14 protein-coding genes are annotated in these 17,203 nt (G+C 65.4%); 9 read left to right on the top strand and 5 right to left on the bottom strand.

Going from position 1 to position 17,203, the window contains the following annotated elements:
* The first annotated feature begins 192 nt into the window (after window positions 1-192).
* Complete coding sequence (locus F3N42_RS15460; RefSeq protein WP_150865859.1) at window positions 193-681, top strand: aminoacyl-tRNA deacylase; 489 nt, start codon at window positions 193-195, stop codon at window positions 679-681.
* Window positions 682-946: 265 nt separating this feature from the next.
* The gene (locus F3N42_RS15455; protein WP_150865856.1) at window positions 947-1,519 is read left to right on the top strand and encodes a hypothetical protein; all 573 of its coding nucleotides are present in this window, start codon (window positions 947-949) and stop codon (window positions 1,517-1,519) included.
* Here F3N42_RS15455 and F3N42_RS15450 read toward each other — a convergent pair.
* From F3N42_RS15450 to F3N42_RS15440, 3 genes are all read right to left on the bottom strand, one after another.
* Window positions 1,452-2,711, bottom strand: coding sequence for a type II toxin-antitoxin system HipA family toxin (locus F3N42_RS15450; RefSeq protein ID WP_150865853.1), 1,260 nt, complete (start codon window positions 2,709-2,711; stop codon window positions 1,452-1,454). The genes F3N42_RS15455 and F3N42_RS15450 overlap by 68 nt on opposite strands.
* On the bottom strand, window positions 2,701-3,039 hold the full coding sequence (locus F3N42_RS15445) for a helix-turn-helix transcriptional regulator (protein WP_150865850.1): 339 nt from the start codon (window positions 3,037-3,039) through the stop codon (window positions 2,701-2,703). Before F3N42_RS15445 ends, F3N42_RS15450 begins: the two co-directional genes overlap by 11 nt.
* Before the next feature lie 162 nt (window positions 3,040-3,201).
* Window positions 3,202-4,515: a dicarboxylate/amino acid:cation symporter gene (locus F3N42_RS15440; protein WP_150865846.1), complete on the bottom strand. Its 1,314-nt coding sequence runs from the start codon at window positions 4,513-4,515 to the stop codon at window positions 3,202-3,204.
* 143 nt (window positions 4,516-4,658) lie between these two features.
* On the opposite strand from F3N42_RS15440, the gene F3N42_RS15435 reads away from it, so the two are divergent.
* The 6 genes from F3N42_RS15435 (at window position 4,659) to F3N42_RS15410 (ending at window position 14,822) form a co-directional block, all read left to right on the top strand.
* Window positions 4,659-6,326, top strand: coding sequence for a glutamine--tRNA ligase/YqeY domain fusion protein (locus F3N42_RS15435; protein ID WP_150865843.1), 1,668 nt, complete (start codon window positions 4,659-4,661; stop codon window positions 6,324-6,326).
* A gap of 413 nt (window positions 6,327-6,739) precedes the next feature.
* Window positions 6,740-7,321 carry a LemA family protein gene (locus F3N42_RS15430; protein ID WP_150865840.1) on the top strand — a complete coding sequence of 194 codons (582 nt, stop codon included), beginning with the start codon at window positions 6,740-6,742 and terminating at the stop codon, window positions 7,319-7,321.
* A gap of 42 nt (window positions 7,322-7,363) precedes the next feature.
* A complete protein-coding gene (locus F3N42_RS15425; protein ID WP_150865837.1) occupies window positions 7,364-9,280 on the top strand; it encodes a M48 family metallopeptidase in 1,917 nt (638 codons plus the stop codon).
* A 54-nt stretch (window positions 9,281-9,334) separates the two neighbouring features.
* A complete protein-coding gene (locus tag F3N42_RS15420) occupies window positions 9,335-12,418 on the top strand; it encodes an efflux RND transporter permease subunit (protein ID WP_150865834.1) in 3,084 nt (1,027 codons plus the stop codon).
* Between the two features lie 10 nt (window positions 12,419-12,428).
* A complete protein-coding gene (locus F3N42_RS15415; protein ID WP_191621477.1) occupies window positions 12,429-13,490 on the top strand; it encodes an efflux RND transporter periplasmic adaptor subunit in 1,062 nt (353 codons plus the stop codon).
* Between the two features lie 18 nt (window positions 13,491-13,508).
* Window positions 13,509-14,822 (top strand): NTP/NDP exchange transporter, encoded by a 1,314-nt coding sequence (locus tag F3N42_RS15410; RefSeq protein WP_150865828.1) that lies wholly within the window; start codon window positions 13,509-13,511, stop codon window positions 14,820-14,822.
* On the opposite strand, the gene F3N42_RS15405 is transcribed toward F3N42_RS15410, so the two are convergent.
* Both F3N42_RS15405 and F3N42_RS15400 read right to left on the bottom strand, forming a co-directional pair.
* Window positions 14,777-15,607: an ABC transporter ATP-binding protein gene (locus F3N42_RS15405; protein ID WP_150865825.1), complete on the bottom strand. Its 831-nt coding sequence runs from the start codon at window positions 15,605-15,607 to the stop codon at window positions 14,777-14,779. The genes F3N42_RS15410 and F3N42_RS15405 overlap by 46 nt on opposite strands.
* Window positions 15,604-16,593: a FecCD family ABC transporter permease gene (locus tag F3N42_RS15400; RefSeq protein WP_150865822.1), complete on the bottom strand. Its 990-nt coding sequence runs from the start codon at window positions 16,591-16,593 to the stop codon at window positions 15,604-15,606. Before F3N42_RS15400 ends, F3N42_RS15405 begins: the two co-directional genes overlap by 4 nt.
* Before the next feature lie 81 nt (window positions 16,594-16,674).
* Between F3N42_RS15400 and F3N42_RS15395 the strand changes: the two genes are divergently transcribed.
* Window positions 16,675-17,187 (top strand): RNA pyrophosphohydrolase, encoded by a 513-nt coding sequence (locus tag F3N42_RS15395; protein WP_224784980.1) that lies wholly within the window; start codon window positions 16,675-16,677, stop codon window positions 17,185-17,187.
* The last annotated feature ends 16 nt before the right edge of the window (window positions 17,188-17,203 follow it).

Below are 17,203 nucleotides of genomic sequence, written 5' to 3'. Positions count from 1 at the left end.
CGGGACACGCTCAAGTCCGTCCATGGATCGCTTGGACGTGGCCATCCATGGCCACGTACAGTCCCGTGAGTCCCCCACCGCCACGACGCTGCCGGAAGCACATTACCCCGGAGGGGTCAACGGGCGGGCAAAAAATGGCGGGCTATACTTGGGGTGGGTCGGCCGTTCCTTGAAATAGACAGGAGGTTGGCCATGGCCATCGCCAGATCACTTCAGAATTACCTTGAGCATCGCGACGTGGAGTATGACGTCCTGGAGCATGCGCATTCGCGCACCGCGCTGGAGACGGCCCATGCCGCGCATGTCCCCGAGAGCCAGGTCGCCAAGGCCGTCGTTCTCGAAGACGACCGCGGCTACGTGGTTGCCGTGGTGCCGTCACGTAACCGTGTGGACTTCGGCTGGCTCCGTGACTCGCTGGGTCGTAGCATGCGGCTGGCCGCGGAATCCGAGTTGCAGCCGCTGTTCCGGGATTGCGAGTTGGGTGCCGTGCCGGCGTTTAGCGACGCCTACGGCCTGGACGTCATCTGGGACGACCAGCTCGACGGCAACGCCGACATCTATGTCGAGGCCGGCGACCACGAGCACCTGGTGCACGTCAGCGGCGAGCAGTTCAGCCACCTGATGGCCAACATGCCCCACAGCGTCATCAGCGCGGAACACGAATACTCGTCGCTGAACTGAAACTGATTACAAAAGAATTCTGCCGGACGCGGCCTCAGCTGCCCGGCTCGTCGAGACGGCACAGTATGTTTTGGAGTCTTTCATGTGCCTTTAGGCGGAACGACATGAACATCTGTTCTACGCTGCCCACCTCTGCGGCCATTGAGCGGGGAACAGAGAGTTCACGGCGCCTGGCATCGTCGGGGTCGATCGTCGCCTCCAGGCGCCCCTGACCGTCGACGGCCAGACCTATGTCTACGACCCGCACTGGGACGACCACGGCCGTATGGACGAACTGGTGTACCCCAGCGGCAACACCTACACCTATTACAACGACGGCCTGGGCCGAGCGTCCTGCATCGGGCACGACGGCGGCGGCTACGTTCGCGATATCGCCTGGCACCCCAACGGCAAGATCGCCTCGCTGACGCGAGGCAACAACGAGCCCTACGCCCAGGGCCTGAACGCCCGCCAGCTGGTGGATTCGATCGCGAGCTACGGCGAGACCCTGAACTACTTCTACGACGGTAACGGCCGGGTCACGGACATCGTTGCCCAGTTCGATGACGCCTACGACCGCGTGTTCGGCTACGACGGCGCTGGCCGCCTGGACTCCGCCTACGGCCCCTGGGGCACCGGTAGCTACACGTACGACCCACTGGGCAACATCAAGCAGAAGAAGCTGGGCAGCCGCACGGTGGATATCGAGTACGACGCCCTCAACCACGTCGACCGGGTGCGCGACAGCGCCTCGGGCGGCAACGGCCGGCCCGCATTCTCATGGCAGGTACCTATTGCTCGGTTGAGAACGGGTTCAGAAACTGCCTTTTCCAGAAAAGCTTCTTATCGACTTCGCTGAGTTGCGCCTCTGCGCAAACGGCGTGCCAGTGGCTTTCGATGGTGTCTGACAGGTGGGTGAAGATGGCGCGGGCCTCGTGTTCGGAGAGCAGAAAGTGATGCGCTGCTTCGAGGCAGGATTTTAGCTGGCTCAGGTTGTTATGGCCGGATATCAGCATGGCCTGTGATGCCTCGTTGCCCGTACGGCCTTGAGGGCAAATGTCATAGGCGGGGGTCAGCGTCAATGATGCGCCGTCCCAGAACGCGGCATGGTTGCGCGCGTGGTCATCGGTGTTGCCGCATAGGATGTTGAAGGCCAGCCGGGAGAACAGTTCCCGTAGCGTTTTTTTTGGGTGGGTAAAGCGGTGACGGATAATTTCTGCCAGCGTTTCGTAGCTGGAGTAGCGCGCCATCATGTCGTCCAGTCCGAGTAGGGTCAGCGCGGATACCATTGCCCTGCGTGTCCAGGTTTCGTCTTTGGGCCGACGGTCGAAACGCTCGATCAGCAGCACGTCCCTGTTGGCCGCGCTGACCAATTTAACCGGTGCGACATCCAGCCCGGCAATGTGCGCCAGCCGCATGGCGATGAATTCTGCTTTTACGACGCTGTAAAGGTCAGTGCTGGAAGAAAATTTCGCGACGTACTTCTTGCCGCTGTCCTGGATCAGGGCTTTGGGTCGCGCGCCGCCAATGGCGCTGCCGTGGAACAACGCCTGTTCCAGCTCGGGGGTCAGCGGCAGGCCTTTCTCAACCCGGTCAGCGGATTCGATCAGTTCTTCCATGCTGACGTTGTCCGCGGATCGCGGGACGTACTCAGTCGGTGAACGCTGAAAATCCAGCGCGCCGATTCGGTCGGAGCCGGACTCCAGCAGGTAGGTCAGTTCGCCCAGCTCGGCTGTATCCACTCCGGCGGCCCCTGGCCCCAGCATTCGGTTGATAATCACGCGCCGACCCCATGCATCGGGAGCGGCGTCGCGAATACAGCCGGGCATGGTCAAACCTTCGGGGAGTGGCAGTGCTCCGGCCCGCAACGGCAACTCGGGTTCGTAAATGGGTATGGCTTCGGGCGGGTCGCCTACTCGCTCAAGGTAGCTTCTGCCGTAGTTGAACTGGATATTGCCGTTGTCGGCTTCCAGTCTTCCGGCGACGACGGGCCTGGTCTCGTCCGGTAGCCAGATCCAGACATATGCCTCCCTGTAGTCACTAGAAGTCATCCTGCACCGTTGCGCGCTTCTTGCGGACGGATTTCGGCAGCAGGGCCAGTTTGTCCCTGGTCTGGCCCAGGTGCCTGGCAAGCGTGGGCTCGTCGGAATCAAAGAGTCTTACGCCGACGAGGGTGGCCACTTCAAAGACAGCGCCGATTTCGCACTTGAGGTCGCCCTTCTCAATGCGCTGCAGCAGGCCCCTGGAAATTCCCGCGCGGTCAGCCAGCTCCTGCGCGGTCAGTTTGCGTTCCTTGCGGGCCGCACGGATCAATCCGCCAAGCAACGCGGTGGCATCGCGGCTGTATCTTGAATAGGTGCGTTTAATGGACTTTGGCATTGCCAGCACTGGTCTTTATATGGGTCATATGGCGGCCTTATGGACGCCATATGAACCAAATTACCAGTCCAGTCGGGGTCAGTCAATGCATAATGACCCATAAATAGACCATAATCCGCTCACATGGTCTGTATATGGATCATATCCCTTGGGGTGTGGTCCTTAATGGCGTTCTGGCGGTGCCTCGGCTTCATCGGTGGCGCTTTCGAAATCCGCGCCGGCTTCGGGGTCGTTGAACACGTCCAGGTCGAGCTCGCCTTCGCTCTTGGCCACCAGCGTGGTAACGGTGGCGTCGCCGGTGATGTTGACCGCGGTACGGGTCATGTCCAGCACGCGGTCGATGCCCAGGATCATGGCGATGCCCTCGGCGGGCAGGCCCACCTGGGACAGTACGCCGGCCAGTACGATCAGGCCCACGCTGGGGACGCCGGCGGTGCCGATGGAGGCCAGGATGACCATCACCACGACCATCAGGAACTGGCCAGCGCCCAGCTCGATGCCGTAAAACTGGGCGATAAAGCCGGTGGCGATGCCCTGCATGATGGCGGTGCCATCCATGTTGATGGTCGCGCCCAGCGGCACGGTGAACGAGGCGACCTTGTTGCTGACGCCCAGGCGCTTGCGGACGGTTTCCAGCGTGATCGGCAGGGTGGCGTTGCTGGAGGCCGTGGAGAACGCGAACAGCATGGCCGCGCGCATCTTGTACAGGAACATCCACGGGTTCAGGCGGCCGACCAGCACGAGCAGGGTCGGGTAGACCACCAGCGCGTGGACAAACAGCACGGCGAAGACCAGCAGTACGTACTTGCCAAGCTTCTTCAGTTCCGCGAAATCGCTGGTGGCGGCCAGGATGGCGATCAGCGCGAACACGCCGTAAGGCGCGAAACGCATGACCAGCCCCACCAGTTTCATGATCACTTCGTTCATGTCATTGAACCAGGCGCCGATGCGCTGGCCACGCGCGCCGCTGAGCGTGATGGCAATGCCCAGCAGCACCGAGAACAGGATGATCGGCAACATCTGCCCCTGGGCCATGGCGGCGACCGGGTTCTTCGGCACCATGTCGATCAGGACCTGGGTGAAGGGTGAGCCGGCGGCGATGCTGGCCGGCGTGGCCGCCGCGGCTTCGACACCGACTCCCGGCTTGAAGAGCAGCGCGGCGCCCAGCGCCAGCGTGACCGCGATTCCGGTGGTCAGCAGGTAGAGCGCGATGGTCTTGCCGCCCACCCGGCCCAGCACCTTGGGGTCCGACAGGGCCGAAGAGCCACAGACCAGTGACACGAACACCAGCGGCACCACCAGCATCTGCAGCAGCGAGATGAACACCTGGCCGACGACCCGGAAAATGCCCTCGGTCAGCCAGATCGTGGCCCAGTCAGGGTTGCCCATCGCACCGATGATCCCGCCGACGATGGCGCCGAGGATCATGGCGATGAGGATGCGCGTGGTAAGACTGGCCTTCTTCTTTTCGGACATGAGTGGACTTCCCGGTGTGCGTGCGTTCTGGTTTTATGGTTCTGGCGCGCCGCTTTCATGGTGGCCGCGGCGCGGATTGCGATAGAATTTACCGCTTCGACCACCGGGTTGGCAAAGACCCGGCAGCAACTGCGATATCCAGCATGGAACAACCCACCCAGAATACCAACTTCATCCGCAACATCGTGATCGACGATCTCGACAGCGGCAAACATGAATCCATTGTCACCCGGTTCCCGCCGGAACCGAATGGTTTCCTGCATATCGGTCACGCCAAGTCGATCTGCCTGAACTTCGGCCTGGCCGACGAGTTCGGCGGTCGCACGCACCTGCGCTTCGATGACACCAACCCGCTGAAGGAAAACGAGGACTTCGCGCAGTCGATCATGAACGACGTGCGCTGGCTGGGTTTCGAGTGGGACGCGCTGCACCACGCCTCGGACTACTTCGGGCAGCTGTACGAGTGGGCCCTGCATTTGATTGATGAAGGCCTGGCCTATGTCGACAGCCAGGATGCCGACACCATCCGCGCCCAGCGCGGCACGCTGACCGAGCCGGGCACCCACAGCCCGTACCGCGACCGGCCCGTGGCCGAGAACCGCAACCTGTTCGAGCGCATGGCGGCCGGCGAGTTTGCCGATGGCGAGCACGTGCTGCGGGCGAAAATCGACATGGCCGCCGGCAACATCAACCTGCGCGACCCGGTGCTGTACCGCATCATCAACGCGGCGCACCACCGCACCGGCGACACCTGGCACATCTACCCGATGTATGACTGGGCGCATGGCCAGTCGGATTCGCTCGAGCACATCACCCACAGCCTGTGCACGCTGGAATTTGAAGATCACCGGCCGCTGTACGAGTGGTACCTGAAGCACATCCCGGCACCCAGCCAGCCGCGCCAGATCGAGTTCGCGCGCGGCAACCTGAACTACACGGTGATGAGCAAGCGCAAGCTGCGCCAGCTGGTCGAAGAAGATCACGTGAACGGCTGGGACGACCCGCGCATGCCGACCATTGCCGGCCTGCGCCGCCGCGGCTATACGCCGGAATCCATCCGCGCCTTCTGGGGCGAGATGGGCGTGAGCAAGTCCGAGTCCATCATCGACATGGGCGTGCTCGAGAACGCCATCCGCAACGACCTGAACGACCGCGCCCCACGCGCCATGGCCGTGCTGGACCCCATCAAGGTTGTGCTGCTGAATTACCCCGAGGGCGAGGAAGAGTTCCTCGAGGCCGCGCTGCACCCCAAGGATGAGTCCATGGGCACACGGCAGGTGCCGCTATCGCGGGAACTGTGGATCGAGCGCCACGACTTCATGGAAGAGCCGCCGCGCAAGTACTTCCGCCTGAAGCCGGACGGCGAGGTGCGCCTGCGCAACGCCTTCATTATCAAGTGCGTGGACGTGATCAAGAACGACGCCGGCGAAGTGACCGAACTGCACTGCGAGTTCGACCCCGACACCCGCAGCGGCATGCCAGGCGCCAATCGCAAGGTCAAGGGCACCATCCACTGGGTATCCGCGAAGCACGCGGTCGCCGCCGAGGTGCGCCTGTACGACCGCCTGTTCAACGTGCCGAACCCGCTGGCCGACAAGGACACCGACTTCCTCGAGCACCTGAACCCGGAGTCGCTGACCGTCATCGACACGGCCTGGGTCGAGCCCGCTGCCCTCGAAGGCGGTGGCCCCGCCTACCGCCAGTTCGAGCGCAACGGTTACTTCACCCCGGATGATGACAGCACGGCGGAGAAGCCCGTCTTCAATCGCACCGTGACCCTTCGCGACACCTGGGCCAAACTCTCGCGCTGACGGGCCGCGTCGCGGGTTGCGGGGATGGGTTTCCCGCGTACCGGGCGCGCTCAAGTCCATCCCTGGATCGCTCATCGGCGGCATCCCTGCCGCCGAAGGCCCGGTACACGGGCAACCCAACCCCGCAAGCGTGACGCCCCATCAGCGGCTAACTCGTGCGCAGGCGGTGCGAACCTGCGGCTTTCACCAGCCAATCTCCGCGTGACACGAGCGGAGGTGGGTAGCGGTGTCCCCGGACCTTCGGCGGCAGGGATGCCGCCGATGAGCGTACAGGGACGTATTCACAGCGAGTCCGGGGACACCGTTACGCGCCTCCGCGCCAGGCGTCGCGCCCGGTGACTTGCGGCACGTATTCTGGCCGTCCCATTTTGCTATGCTTGGAACATTGACCTGACGGTAGGGGAGTTAAGGATATGGGCTGGATTCTGTTGTTGCTGGTCGGCGCGGCGGTGGTGTTCGCGATTTCGATCTACAACCGCCTGGTGGCGAGTCGCAATCGCTACAAGAACGCGTTCGCGCAGATCGATGTGCAGCTCACCCGCCGTCATGACCTGATACCCAACCTGGTCGAGACCGCCAAGGGCTATATGAGCCACGAGCGCGAGACGCTCGAGGCCGTGATCAACGCCCGCAACACGGCCGTGGCCGGCCTGAAGCAGGCGGCTGCCGACCCCAGTGACCCCGAGGCGATGAAACAGCTGGCCGCGGCCGAGCAGGGCCTTTCCGGCGCCCTGGGTCGCCTTTTCGCGCTGTCCGAGGCCTACCCGGACCTGAAAGCCAACGAGAACATGATGCAGCTCTCCGAGGAACTGACCACCACGGAGAACAAGGTGGCCTTCGCCCGCCAGGCCTACAACGATTCGGTGATGAGCTACAACACGCTGCGCGAGTCCTTCCCCAACAACTTCTTCGCTGGCTGGTTCAACTTCGGCCCGGCGGAACTGCTGGAGATCGAGGACGAGGCCAAGCGCGAGGTGCCCAAGGTCGAATTCTGACTTCGGGCCGGCGACAGGGGGGATGCCTGACCGGGGCATGACGTGAATTTCTTCGAACACCAGGACCGTTCGCGGCGGCATACCCGCTGGCTGGTGTTCCTGTTCATCCTGGCCGTGCTGGCCATCATCGCCGCCGTCGACCTGGCGCTGATGCTGGCCTTCGGATTCACCTCGCTGGAACAGGGCGTCAGTCCGTTTTCTGCCCAGGGCCTGCGCCAGAATGCGCCCCTGCTGGGTGCGACCAGCATGGCCACGGGCGCGGTGATCGGTTTCGCCAGCCTGTTCAAGACCATTTCCCTGCGCGGTGGTGGCGGAGACGTCGCCCGGCAGCTGGGTGGCACACCCATCGAGCCCGATACCCGCGACCCGCTCAAGCGCCGGCTGATCAACGTGGTCGAGGAGATCGCCCTGGCTTCCGGTGTGCCGGTACCCGAGGTGTTCGTGCTGGAGCAGGAAGAGGGCATCAACGCCTTTGCCGCCGGCTATTCGCCCGCGGACGCGGCCGTGGCCGTGACCCGCGGCACCCTGGAGAAGCTCGACCGCAGCGAACTGCAGGGCGTGATCGCGCACGAGTTCAGCCACATCCTGAATGGCGACATGCGCTTGAATATCCGCCTGATGGGGGTGCTGTTCGGCATCCTGTTGCTGTCGTTGATCGGCCGCAAAGTGCTCTATCACGGCCGTTACCTGGGCAGCAGCCGCGATCGCAACGGCGCGCCCATCCTGGTTATCGCCGTGGTCCTGGCCGTGGTGGGCTGGATCGGCATGTTCTTCGGCCGCTGGATCAAGGCTTCGGTGTCGCGATCACGGGAGTACCTGGCCGATGCCTCGGCGGTGCAGTTCACCCGTGACCCCAATGGCATCGGCGGCGCGTTGAAGAAGATCGCGGTTTACAGCGGTGGCTCCCAGCTCCAGGTCGACACCGAGGAGGTCGGCCACATGCTGTTCGGCCAGGGTCGCGTGTCACACCTGTTCGCCACCCACCCGCCCCTGATGGAACGTATTGCCCGCGTCGAGCCGGGCTTCCAGCCCGAGGAGCTGACAACCCTGGCCAAACGCATCCAGCGCGAGACGGAGCGCCAGGCCGAGATCGCCGCACGCGAGCAGGCCGCCAGTACCGCCGAGCCCGGTCCGTTTGATGCCGGTCGCATCATCGACCAGATCGGCAACCCGGATTTCAGCCGCCTGCTGATGGCCGCGACCGTGGCGGCGAGCCTGCCGGAACCGCTGGAAGCGGCCGCGCATTCACCTGACCACGCACCGGCGATGTTGCTGTACAGCCTTTTGCACGACGACGCGCGTTCACGCGAAGACCAGCTGCTGGCCATCGCCCAGGTCATGGGCGCTGATACCGAGGCCGGCGTGCAACACCTGATTCGTGCGTCGGGTCTGCCCCAGCCGGCGCAGCGCCTGCCGCTGCTCGAAACGGCCCTGCCATTGCTGCGGCGCCACCCGGCCTCACGCGTGCAAAAGCTGCTGGAGGCGATCGACCGCGTGATCCGGGTGGATGGGCATATCGACGTGTTCGAATACCTGATGACCCGACTGGTGCGCCAGTACCTGTGGGAGTCGACCAATCCGCACAGGGTGCGCGCGGCTGGGCGCAAATCACTGGGCCGGTTGTCCGGGCCGGTTCGCGAGCTCATTGCGGTGCTGGCCTGGCACGGCGCGCCCGAAGATGCCGATGCCGCGGCACAGGCCTGGGCCGCGGGGTACAAAGCGGCCTTTAACGAGGACGCCGGTGCGCTGCCCGCCGTGCACGACTGGATCGAAACCATGGACAAGGTGCTGCCGCGGCTGGATGAACTGTCGCCCGAAGCCAAGCAGGCCCTGGTGCAGGCCCTGATGGCGACCGTCACGGCCGATGGGGAACTGCGGCCGGCCGAGCTTGAGTTGATGCGAGCCACCTGTGCGGCGGTGCACGTGCCCATCCCGATGCTTGCCGGCGTGATGGGCTGATACAATCCGCTGTTCGAGCCGGCGGATGGGTCGCTGGCGAGTGGGGGAATTTTAATGAACCTGACCCGGCTCTCACTGGGCAACCCGGTCGCCGTGGCTGTCGGCGGCATCCTGCTGGCGATCTTCGGCCTGATCGCGATGACGCGTTTGCCGATCGAAATGACGCCGGAAATCAGCCGGCCGATCATCCTGGTCAGCACCAGCTGGCGCGCGTCGGCGCCCAACGAAATCGAATCTGAAATCATCGAGCCGCAGGAAACGGTCCTGCGCAGCACCCCGGGCCTGTTGCGGATGACCTCCAACGCCAACTATGGCGCGGCCTCGGTGTCGCTGGAGTTTGCCGTGGGCACGGACATGAACCGCGCCCTCATCGAGGTCATGAACCGGCTCAACCAGGTGCCGCGCTACCCCGTCGACGCCGATGAACCCGGCATCCTGGTGGGTGGTTTCAACTTCGACCGGGTCATGGGCTGGTTCGCCATTTCCACCACCGAGGGCAACGACCGGCCCATCGAGAGCTACCAGGACTACATCGACGACAACGTGGTGACCCGCATCGAGCGCGTGGCCGGCGTGTCGTGGGTGGGGTCCTTTGGCGGCCGCTCGCACGAGGTGCGCATCACCTTCGACCCGTACAAGGCCGCGGCCATCGGCCTGGACCTGACCGCGGTCTCGGGTGAGCTGGGCAGCAATACCGATGTTTCCGGCGGCAACATGGAGGTCGGGCGGCGCCAGTACACGGTTCGGTTCTCCGGCCGCTACGCGGTGGAGTCGCTGGGCGACCTTGTGCTGGAGTGGCGTGGCCAGACGCCCATCCGGCTCAGCGAGGTGGCGCGCGTGGAGATGGCCATGGTCGACCCCACCACGGTGCTGCATCTGAACGGCGGGCCGGCCATCGGCATGGCGGTGTCGCCGGAATCCGGCGCCAACGTGCTCGACGTGATGGCCGGCGTGAGGGACGTGATCGCCGAAATGCAGGCCGAGCAGTTACCGCGCGTCGGCCTGCAGATCGAACAGAATTTCGACCAGACCGACTACATCAACGCCTCCATCGCCATGGTCCGCAACAACCTGTTGCTGGGCATGGCGCTGGCCGTCGTAGTGCTGTGGTGGTTCCTTCGCAAGTTCCGCGCCACGCTGGTGGTCGGCCTGTCGATCCCGCTGTGCCTGCTGGCCTCGTTCCTGGTCATGGAGATCACCGGGCGCACGCTGAACATCATCTCGCTGGCGGGCCTGGCGTTTGCCACCGGCATGGTGCTGGACGCGGCCATCGTGGTGCTGGAGAACATTTTCCGCCAGCGCGAGCAGGGCCGCGATGGCGACGAGGCCTCGCTGCGCGGCGCCAGCCAGGTCTGGGGTGCGCTGCTGGCTTCCACCGCCACCACAGTGGCCATCTTCATGCCCGTGGCGTTCCTGGACGACGAGGCCGGGCAGCTGTTCGCCGACCTGGCCATCACGATTTCCGCCGCGGTCACGGTCAGCCTGGTCGTGGCCGTGACCGTACTGCCCTCGGCCGCGGCCAACTGGGTCAAGGGCGCGGGTATCGAAGACCATCACCAGCACTGGTGGCGCTGGACCACCGACCACATCATGAGCTGGACTGATACGCGCTCGAAAAGGCTGACGTGGATTGGCGTGCTGACCATCGTCCCGCTGGTGCTGGTCATCCTGCTGAAGCCGCCGGCCGACTACCTGCCCGAGGGCCGCCAGAACTGGATCGACGGCTTCCTGGTGGCGCCGCCCGGGCTTGGCGTGGAAACCGGTGAGCGCGAGATCATGGATGTCATCGACCAGCGCCTGGCGCCGCATATCGACGGCACGGCGGAGATGCAGCTGAGCAGTTACTACATGGGCTCGGACCCCAGTTTCGGTACTTTCCTGGGTGGCCGCGCGGTGAATCCGGACGAAGTCGATGCCTTCCTGGGGCTCTTCAATGGCCAGATCCTGCAGGGTTTCCCGGACACCTTCGGCTTCGCCCGCCGTGCGCCGATCTTCAACGGCGCCCGTGGTGGCCGGCAGATCAACCTGGACCTGCAGGCCGAATCTTTCGAGTCCTTGCTGGGTGCCGGCCAGGCCGGTTTCTTCGCGGTCATGCAGGCGCTGCCGGGTGCCAGTATCCAGCCGGTGCCCGGCCTGGAAATGGCCGAGCCGGAACTGCGCCTGGTGCCGGATGACCGCGCCATCGCCGAGGTCGGCTGGAACCGTGCACGCATGGCGACCGTGGTCCGCGCGCTGGGCGACGGCGCGTTCCTGGGCGAGTATTTCGATGGCACGCGGCGATACAACATCGTCATGCGCGCCGAGGAATGGGCCACGCCGGAGGAACTGGCCGCCATGCCGCTGGCGACGCCGTCTGGCGAGGTGCTGGCGTTAAGCGAACTGGCGCGGCTGGAACGCACCGCCGGGCCGTCCAGCATCCAGCGCGTGGATCGCCGCCGAACGCTCACCCTGCAGATCACGCCGCCGGGCGCCATGGCCATCGAGGAGGCGCTCACCGTGATCGACGAGCAGGTGTTGCCGCAGATCCGCGCGCTGCTGCCGCCGGATGGCACCATCAAGCTGTCCGGCACCGCCGAGGCGCTGTCCGAGACCCTGCGCAGCATGGCCGGCAGCTTCACGCTGGCGGTGGTGATCCTGTACCTGCTGATTTCGGCGCTATTCCGGTCCTTCCGGGATTCATTGCTGGTGATCATGACCATTCCGATGGCCACGGTCGGCGGCATCCTGTCATTGCGGATGATGGACCTGGCGCTGATGTCGCAGGGTGGCCAGCAGATGGACCTGTTGACGATGATCGGCTTTGTCATCCTGCTGGGCCTGGTGGTCAACAACGCCATCCTGCTGGTGTACCGCGCCCGCGACGCCGAGCGCGAAGGCATGAGCCGTCGCGATGCGGTGGAGAGCGCCGTGCGGTTGCGACTGCGGCCCATCCTGATGAGCACCACCACCAGCATCTTCGGCATGCTGCCGCTGATGCTGATGCCGGGCTCCGGTTCGGAACTGTACCGGGGCATGGCCTCGGTGATCGTCGGTGGCATGGCCGTCAGCACGCTGTTTACGCTGTTGCTGCTGCCCAGCCTGTTGCGCATGAATGAAGAAAAGACGGCCGAGACCCACGTCGCGCCGGAGGCCGTATAGGATGATGACGATGAAGACACTGACCCCTTCCCTGCTGCGCCGCACCGGTGTGCTGGGCCTGGCGCTGGCCCTGCTGGCGCCCGCCTGGGCCCAGGACCAGATGCCGCCGGCCACGGTCCGCGTGGCCCAGGCCGAGGTCCGGCCGATGGCGCCGGTGACCTGGGTGCCCGGCACCGTGGCCAGCCGCAACGACGCCCGCCTGGCTGCGGAAGTGGAAGGGCGCCTGAACACCGTCGCTGATGTCGGCACGGCCGTGGCTGCCGGAGACCCCGTGGCCACTATTGAAGACACGGCCCTGCGGCTCCGGCGCGACGAGCTGGCCGCGGAGGTGGAGCGTGCCCAGGCGCAACTGGTGTTCCTGGAGGCCGAGGAGAAGCGTTTCGACCGCTTGGCACAGTCCAACCTGGCCGCGGCCACGCAGCTGGAGCAGACCCGCGCGGACCGTGATGTGGCCCGCGGCGACCTGGCCGTGGCGCGTTCACGGCTGGCGCAGAACGAGGACCAGCTCGCGCGCACCGTCATTCGCGCGCCGTTCGATGGCGTTGTTGTCGAGCGGGTCATGACGCCCGGCGAGCGCGTCATCGTCGGCAGCACCGTGGTTCGCGTGGTCGACCAGGCGCACCTGGAGGTCATCGCCCGCGCGCCGCTGGAGTACTACGGCTATGTCCAGCCCGGCCAGCGCCTGGACCTGCGCACACGCGCCGCCACCGCGCAGGCGGTGGTTCGCACCGTGGTCGCCGTCGGTGACCTGAATACGCACCAGTTCGAGCTCCGCCTGGACCTGCTGGAACAGCGCTTCCCCGTGGGCCAGACACTGCGCGTGGCCGTGCCGATGGCGCATACCGAGGAACTGCTGTCGGTGCCGCGTGACGCCCTGGTTCTGCGCCCGGGCAATATCTCCGTGTTTGTTGTCGGCGCCGATGACACGGCCCGCCAGGTGCCGGTCACGACCGGCGTCGGCACGGCCGACCGGATCGCGGTGGAAGGCGACCTGCGCGGCGGCGACCGCGTGGTGATTCGCGGTAACGAGCGACTGCAGCCCGGGCAGTCCGTGATGGTGGCGGACGGTTGATGCCGGGAGCCCTGGGCCTTGACTGACACCACCGCGGAGCGCGGCTACCAGAATCCGTTCGAGCGTCTGTTCCGGGTGCAGCATGGCGAGTGGGTCGCTTTCGACCTGGCGTTCACGTATTTCTTTTTCCTGCTTGGCAGCTATTTCATGCTGCGGCCACTACGTGGCACCGTGGCGTCCAACAACGCCGAGGTGCTGCACCTGCTCTATACCGCCACGTTCGTGTGCATGCTGCTGATTGTGCCGGTGTTCGGCTGGCTGGTGTCGCGATTCCGGCGCGGCGTGTTCGTGCCGGCCAGTTACCTGTTCTTCATCACCCAGCTGGGCTTTTTCGCCTGGGCCTTCAGCGGCGACGCGACATCGGCGTGGGTGCAGCGCGCGTTCTATGTCTGGCTGAGCGTCTTCAACCTGTTCGTGGTGTCGGTGTTCTGGAGTTTCATGACCGACGTGTTCCGTCCGGGCCAGGCGCGGCGGCTGTTTCCCACCATCATGGCCGGCGGCAGCATCGGCGCCATCGTAGGCCCGCTGGCCACCCGCGGCCTGGTGGCCGATGTCGGCGCATCCGGCATCATGATGGTGGCCCTGGCCGGCTTGCTGGTGGCCACCGGCATGGCCGTGGTCATGGGTCGCTACGAGCGCGCCACCGGCCACGATGAGGGCGGTGAGGTCATCGGCGGCGGGGTGCTCGAAGGCGCCATCGAGGTGTTCCGCTCGAAGTACCTGCTACTGATCTGCCTGCTGATGCTCACCCACAACCTGACGGCAACGTTCCTGTATAACGGCCTGGCGGTGCTGGTCGACCGCGAGATCGTTGGTTTCGCAGAGCGCACGGAGTTTTTTGCCGTGGTCGACCTGGTGGTGCAGGTGCTGGCCTTCGCATTCCAGTTCTTCCTGACTTCCCGGCTGGTGGACGCGCTGGGCATGCGCCGCGCGATCATCGTGCCGCCGGTGCTGCTGGCCTCGGGTTTCGTCATCCTGGGCTCCAGCATGGGGCTGGTGCTGTTCGCCGCGGTGCAGGTGGCCCAGCGGTCGCTGAACTACGGCATGCTGGGGCCGGTCAAGGAGATGCTGTTCACCGTGGTGGGGCGCGAGCAGCGCTACAAGTCAAAGAACTTTATCGACACCGTCGTCTATCGCGGCAGTGATGTGACCGCCAGCTGGCTGTTCAAGGGCATGACCACGGCCGGGTTGGGCATCACGCAGATCACCTGGCTGTACCTGCCGGTTCTGGCGGCCTGGGGTACGGGGGCCTGGTTCCTGGGCCGGCACTACCAGGCCCGGGTGGGTCAATCGGCCGAGGGGCCGTCGGAGAGTCGCGAAAACGACGGGTGAAACCGCCGCCCGTCCGGGGTGTCGACCACGGTGACCGGGCACTGGTACAGCCGCTCCAGGTTGTCCATGTTCAGCAGGTCCGGTGCCGGTCCGGCCTGCCACTCACCCTCGCCGTAAAGCAACAGCACGTGGCTGCAGTAGGTCGCCGCCAGGTTCACATCGTGCAGCGCGGCCACGGCCAGTCGCCCATCGCCATAGACATGATTACCCACGGTACGCATGACGCTCACCTGGTGACGGAAATCCAGGTGGTTGGTGGGCTCGTCCAGCAACAGGGTATCCGGTGACTGCACCAGCAGGGCGGCAAACGCCAGCCGGCGCGCTTCGCCACCGGACAGTCGCGTCACCGGCCGGTCCGCCAGCGAAGCCAGGTCGACAGTTGCCAGCGCACGCATGGCGTGGTCACGGTCATCACGACTCTCGCGCTGCCATGGGCCCAGGTAGGGGTGGCGCCCGGTGAGGGCGACATCCAGCACGCTGGCATCGAACACGTAGTCGGCGTGTTGTTGCATCATCCCCAGGGAGCGGGCCAGTTCCCGGCGTGGCCAGCGGGCCAGCGGCCGGCCGTCCAGCGACAGCGTGCCGCCGGCGGGTGGAAGCAGGCCGGCGAAGTGTCGCAGCAGGGTCGTCTTCCCGGAGCCGTTGGCGCCAAGCAGCCCCCAGAATTCGCCGGGGCGGAGCACGAGGTCCAGCTCACGGGCCACCGGGCGAGCACCGATCTCGACATCCAGTGCATGGCACCGCAAGCCGTGATCGGCCTTGCTGGAGGGCGTGGTGGTCGTCATTCGCGGCCCCCACGTACGCGGGCGCGGTTCAGCAGCAACAGGAACAGCGGCACGCCGAGCAATGCCGTGACAACACCCACGGGCAACTGCCGCGGCGCGATGATGGTCCGCGCCAGCGTGTCGGACAGGACCAGGAAAGCACCACCGAACAGGGTCGCGGCCGGGACCAGTACGCGATGGTCGGCCCCAACCAGCAGGCGTGCCAGGTGGGGCACGATCAGGCCGACGAAGCCGATGCTGCCGGCAATGCTGACCGCGGCCGCCGTCAGCAGAGAAGCGACGAAGTAAATGCCCCACAACAGGCGACGTGTCGATACCCCCAGCAACCTGGCGGTGGTCTCGCCCATGGCCAGCACGTTCAGGCCACGCGCGAACCCCAGCGCCAGCACCAGTGACAGCGCCAGGACTGCCACGGCCCAGGCCGGCAGGCGCGCATAGCCCAGGTCGCCCATCAGCCAGAACAGCATGCCGCGCAGGCTGCTGTCGTCGCTTTGCGCCAGCAGCAATGTGATCAGCGCGCCCCAGCCGGATGCGGTGACCACGCCGGTCAGCAGCAATCGGGTGCCGCTCCACGGCCCGCTGCCGCGGGCCAGGCTGAACACGACAAGCACCGAGAAAAACGCACCGGCCAGCGCCAGCGGCGGCCACCACACCGCGGCGATGCCCAGGGTCATGCCGGCGAGCGTGAAGAAGGCGGCGCCACCGGACACGCCAAGAATGTACGGGTCGGCCAGGGGGTTGCGCAGCAGCACCTGCATCAGGCAGCCGGACAGCGACAGCAGTCCGCCGACGACGAATGCCGCCAGCGCGCGGGGCAGGCGCAGGCGCCAGAGCACCTCGCCGGCGTGGCTGTCGGGGTGCGTCAGCGCGTCCAGCCAGGCGGCCGGCCCGCTGATCGTCGAGCCGACCATGGTGGCAAACACGATGCTTCCCAGGGCCAGCGCCGCCAGGGCGCCCAGGAACCAGCGCTGGGAGGAAAACGGCATCGTATTGGAAAGAATCCCGGGATTGATTAAGATTTTACCGACTGCGGCAAAATAACACAGGCACATGGCCCTACCAACACAATGCCGGCGGCGGCCCGGCACGACCGGGGTTCCGGCGTGATCGACCCTGACGGCTATCGGCCCAACGTGGCCATCGTACTGCTCAATGAAGACGGGAAGGTGTTCTGGGCCCATCGCGCCAACCAGGATGGCTGGCAGTTTCCGCAGGGCGGCATGCGCACCGACGAAACGCCCGAAGAGGCCATGTACCGGGAACTGGAAGAGGAGACCGGGCTACGCAGCCATCATGTCGAGATCCTGGGCTCAACTCCGGGGTGGCTGCGATACCGCTTGCCGAACCGTTACCTACGCCGTCATCACAAGCCGCTGTGCATTGGCCAGAAGCAGGTCTGGTTCCTGCTGCGCATGCTGGCCGATGATTCCCGGCTGGCGCTGGACGCCACCGATTCACCCGAGTTCTTCGAATACCGCTGGGTCGACTTCTGGTACCCCGTGGCCCACGTCATTCCCTTCAAGCGCCGGGTTTACCAGCGCGCGCTGACCCTGTTGGAGCCCATGGCCTCAACCGGCTGAACGGCCGGGGCCCGGT

Origin of the sequence: Marinihelvus fidelis (assembly GCF_008725655.1) — a bacterium.
GTDB classification, from domain to species: Bacteria; Pseudomonadota; Gammaproteobacteria; order Xanthomonadales; family SZUA-36; genus Marinihelvus; species Marinihelvus fidelis.
Note: the sequence above shows the minus strand (reverse complement) of the source record. Positions and strands in the feature narration are given on the sequence as shown.

Bases quoted from the DNA above. Each gene is read 5' to 3' on its own strand.
- F3N42_RS15400 (WP_150865822.1), bottom strand. From the start codon at position 16,593: ATGCCGTTTTCCTCCCAGCGCTGGTTCCTGGGCGCCCTGGCGGCGCTG.
- F3N42_RS15460 (WP_150865859.1), top strand. From the start codon at position 193: ATGGCCATCGCCAGATCACTTCAGAATTACCTTGAGCATCGCGACGTG.
- F3N42_RS15440 (WP_150865846.1), bottom strand. From the start codon at position 4,515: ATGTCCGAAAAGAAGAAGGCCAGTCTTACCACGCGCATCCTCATCGCC.
- F3N42_RS15420 (WP_150865834.1), top strand. From the start codon at position 9,335: ATGAACCTGACCCGGCTCTCACTGGGCAACCCGGTCGCCGTGGCTGTC.
- F3N42_RS15415 (WP_191621477.1), top strand. From the start codon at position 12,429: ATGAAGACACTGACCCCTTCCCTGCTGCGCCGCACCGGTGTGCTGGGC.
- F3N42_RS15405 (WP_150865825.1), bottom strand. From the start codon at position 15,607: ATGACGACCACCACGCCCTCCAGCAAGGCCGATCACGGCTTGCGGTGC.
- F3N42_RS15445 (WP_150865850.1), bottom strand. From the start codon at position 3,039: ATGCCAAAGTCCATTAAACGCACCTATTCAAGATACAGCCGCGATGCC.
- F3N42_RS15455 (WP_150865856.1), top strand. From the start codon at position 947: ATGGACGAACTGGTGTACCCCAGCGGCAACACCTACACCTATTACAAC.
- F3N42_RS15450 (WP_150865853.1), bottom strand. From the start codon at position 2,711: ATGACTTCTAGTGACTACAGGGAGGCATATGTCTGGATCTGGCTACCG.
- F3N42_RS15430 (WP_150865840.1), top strand. From the start codon at position 6,740: ATGGGCTGGATTCTGTTGTTGCTGGTCGGCGCGGCGGTGGTGTTCGCG.
- F3N42_RS15395 (WP_224784980.1), top strand. From the start codon at position 16,675: ATGCCGGCGGCGGCCCGGCACGACCGGGGTTCCGGCGTGATCGACCCT.
- F3N42_RS15435 (WP_150865843.1), top strand. From the start codon at position 4,659: ATGGAACAACCCACCCAGAATACCAACTTCATCCGCAACATCGTGATC.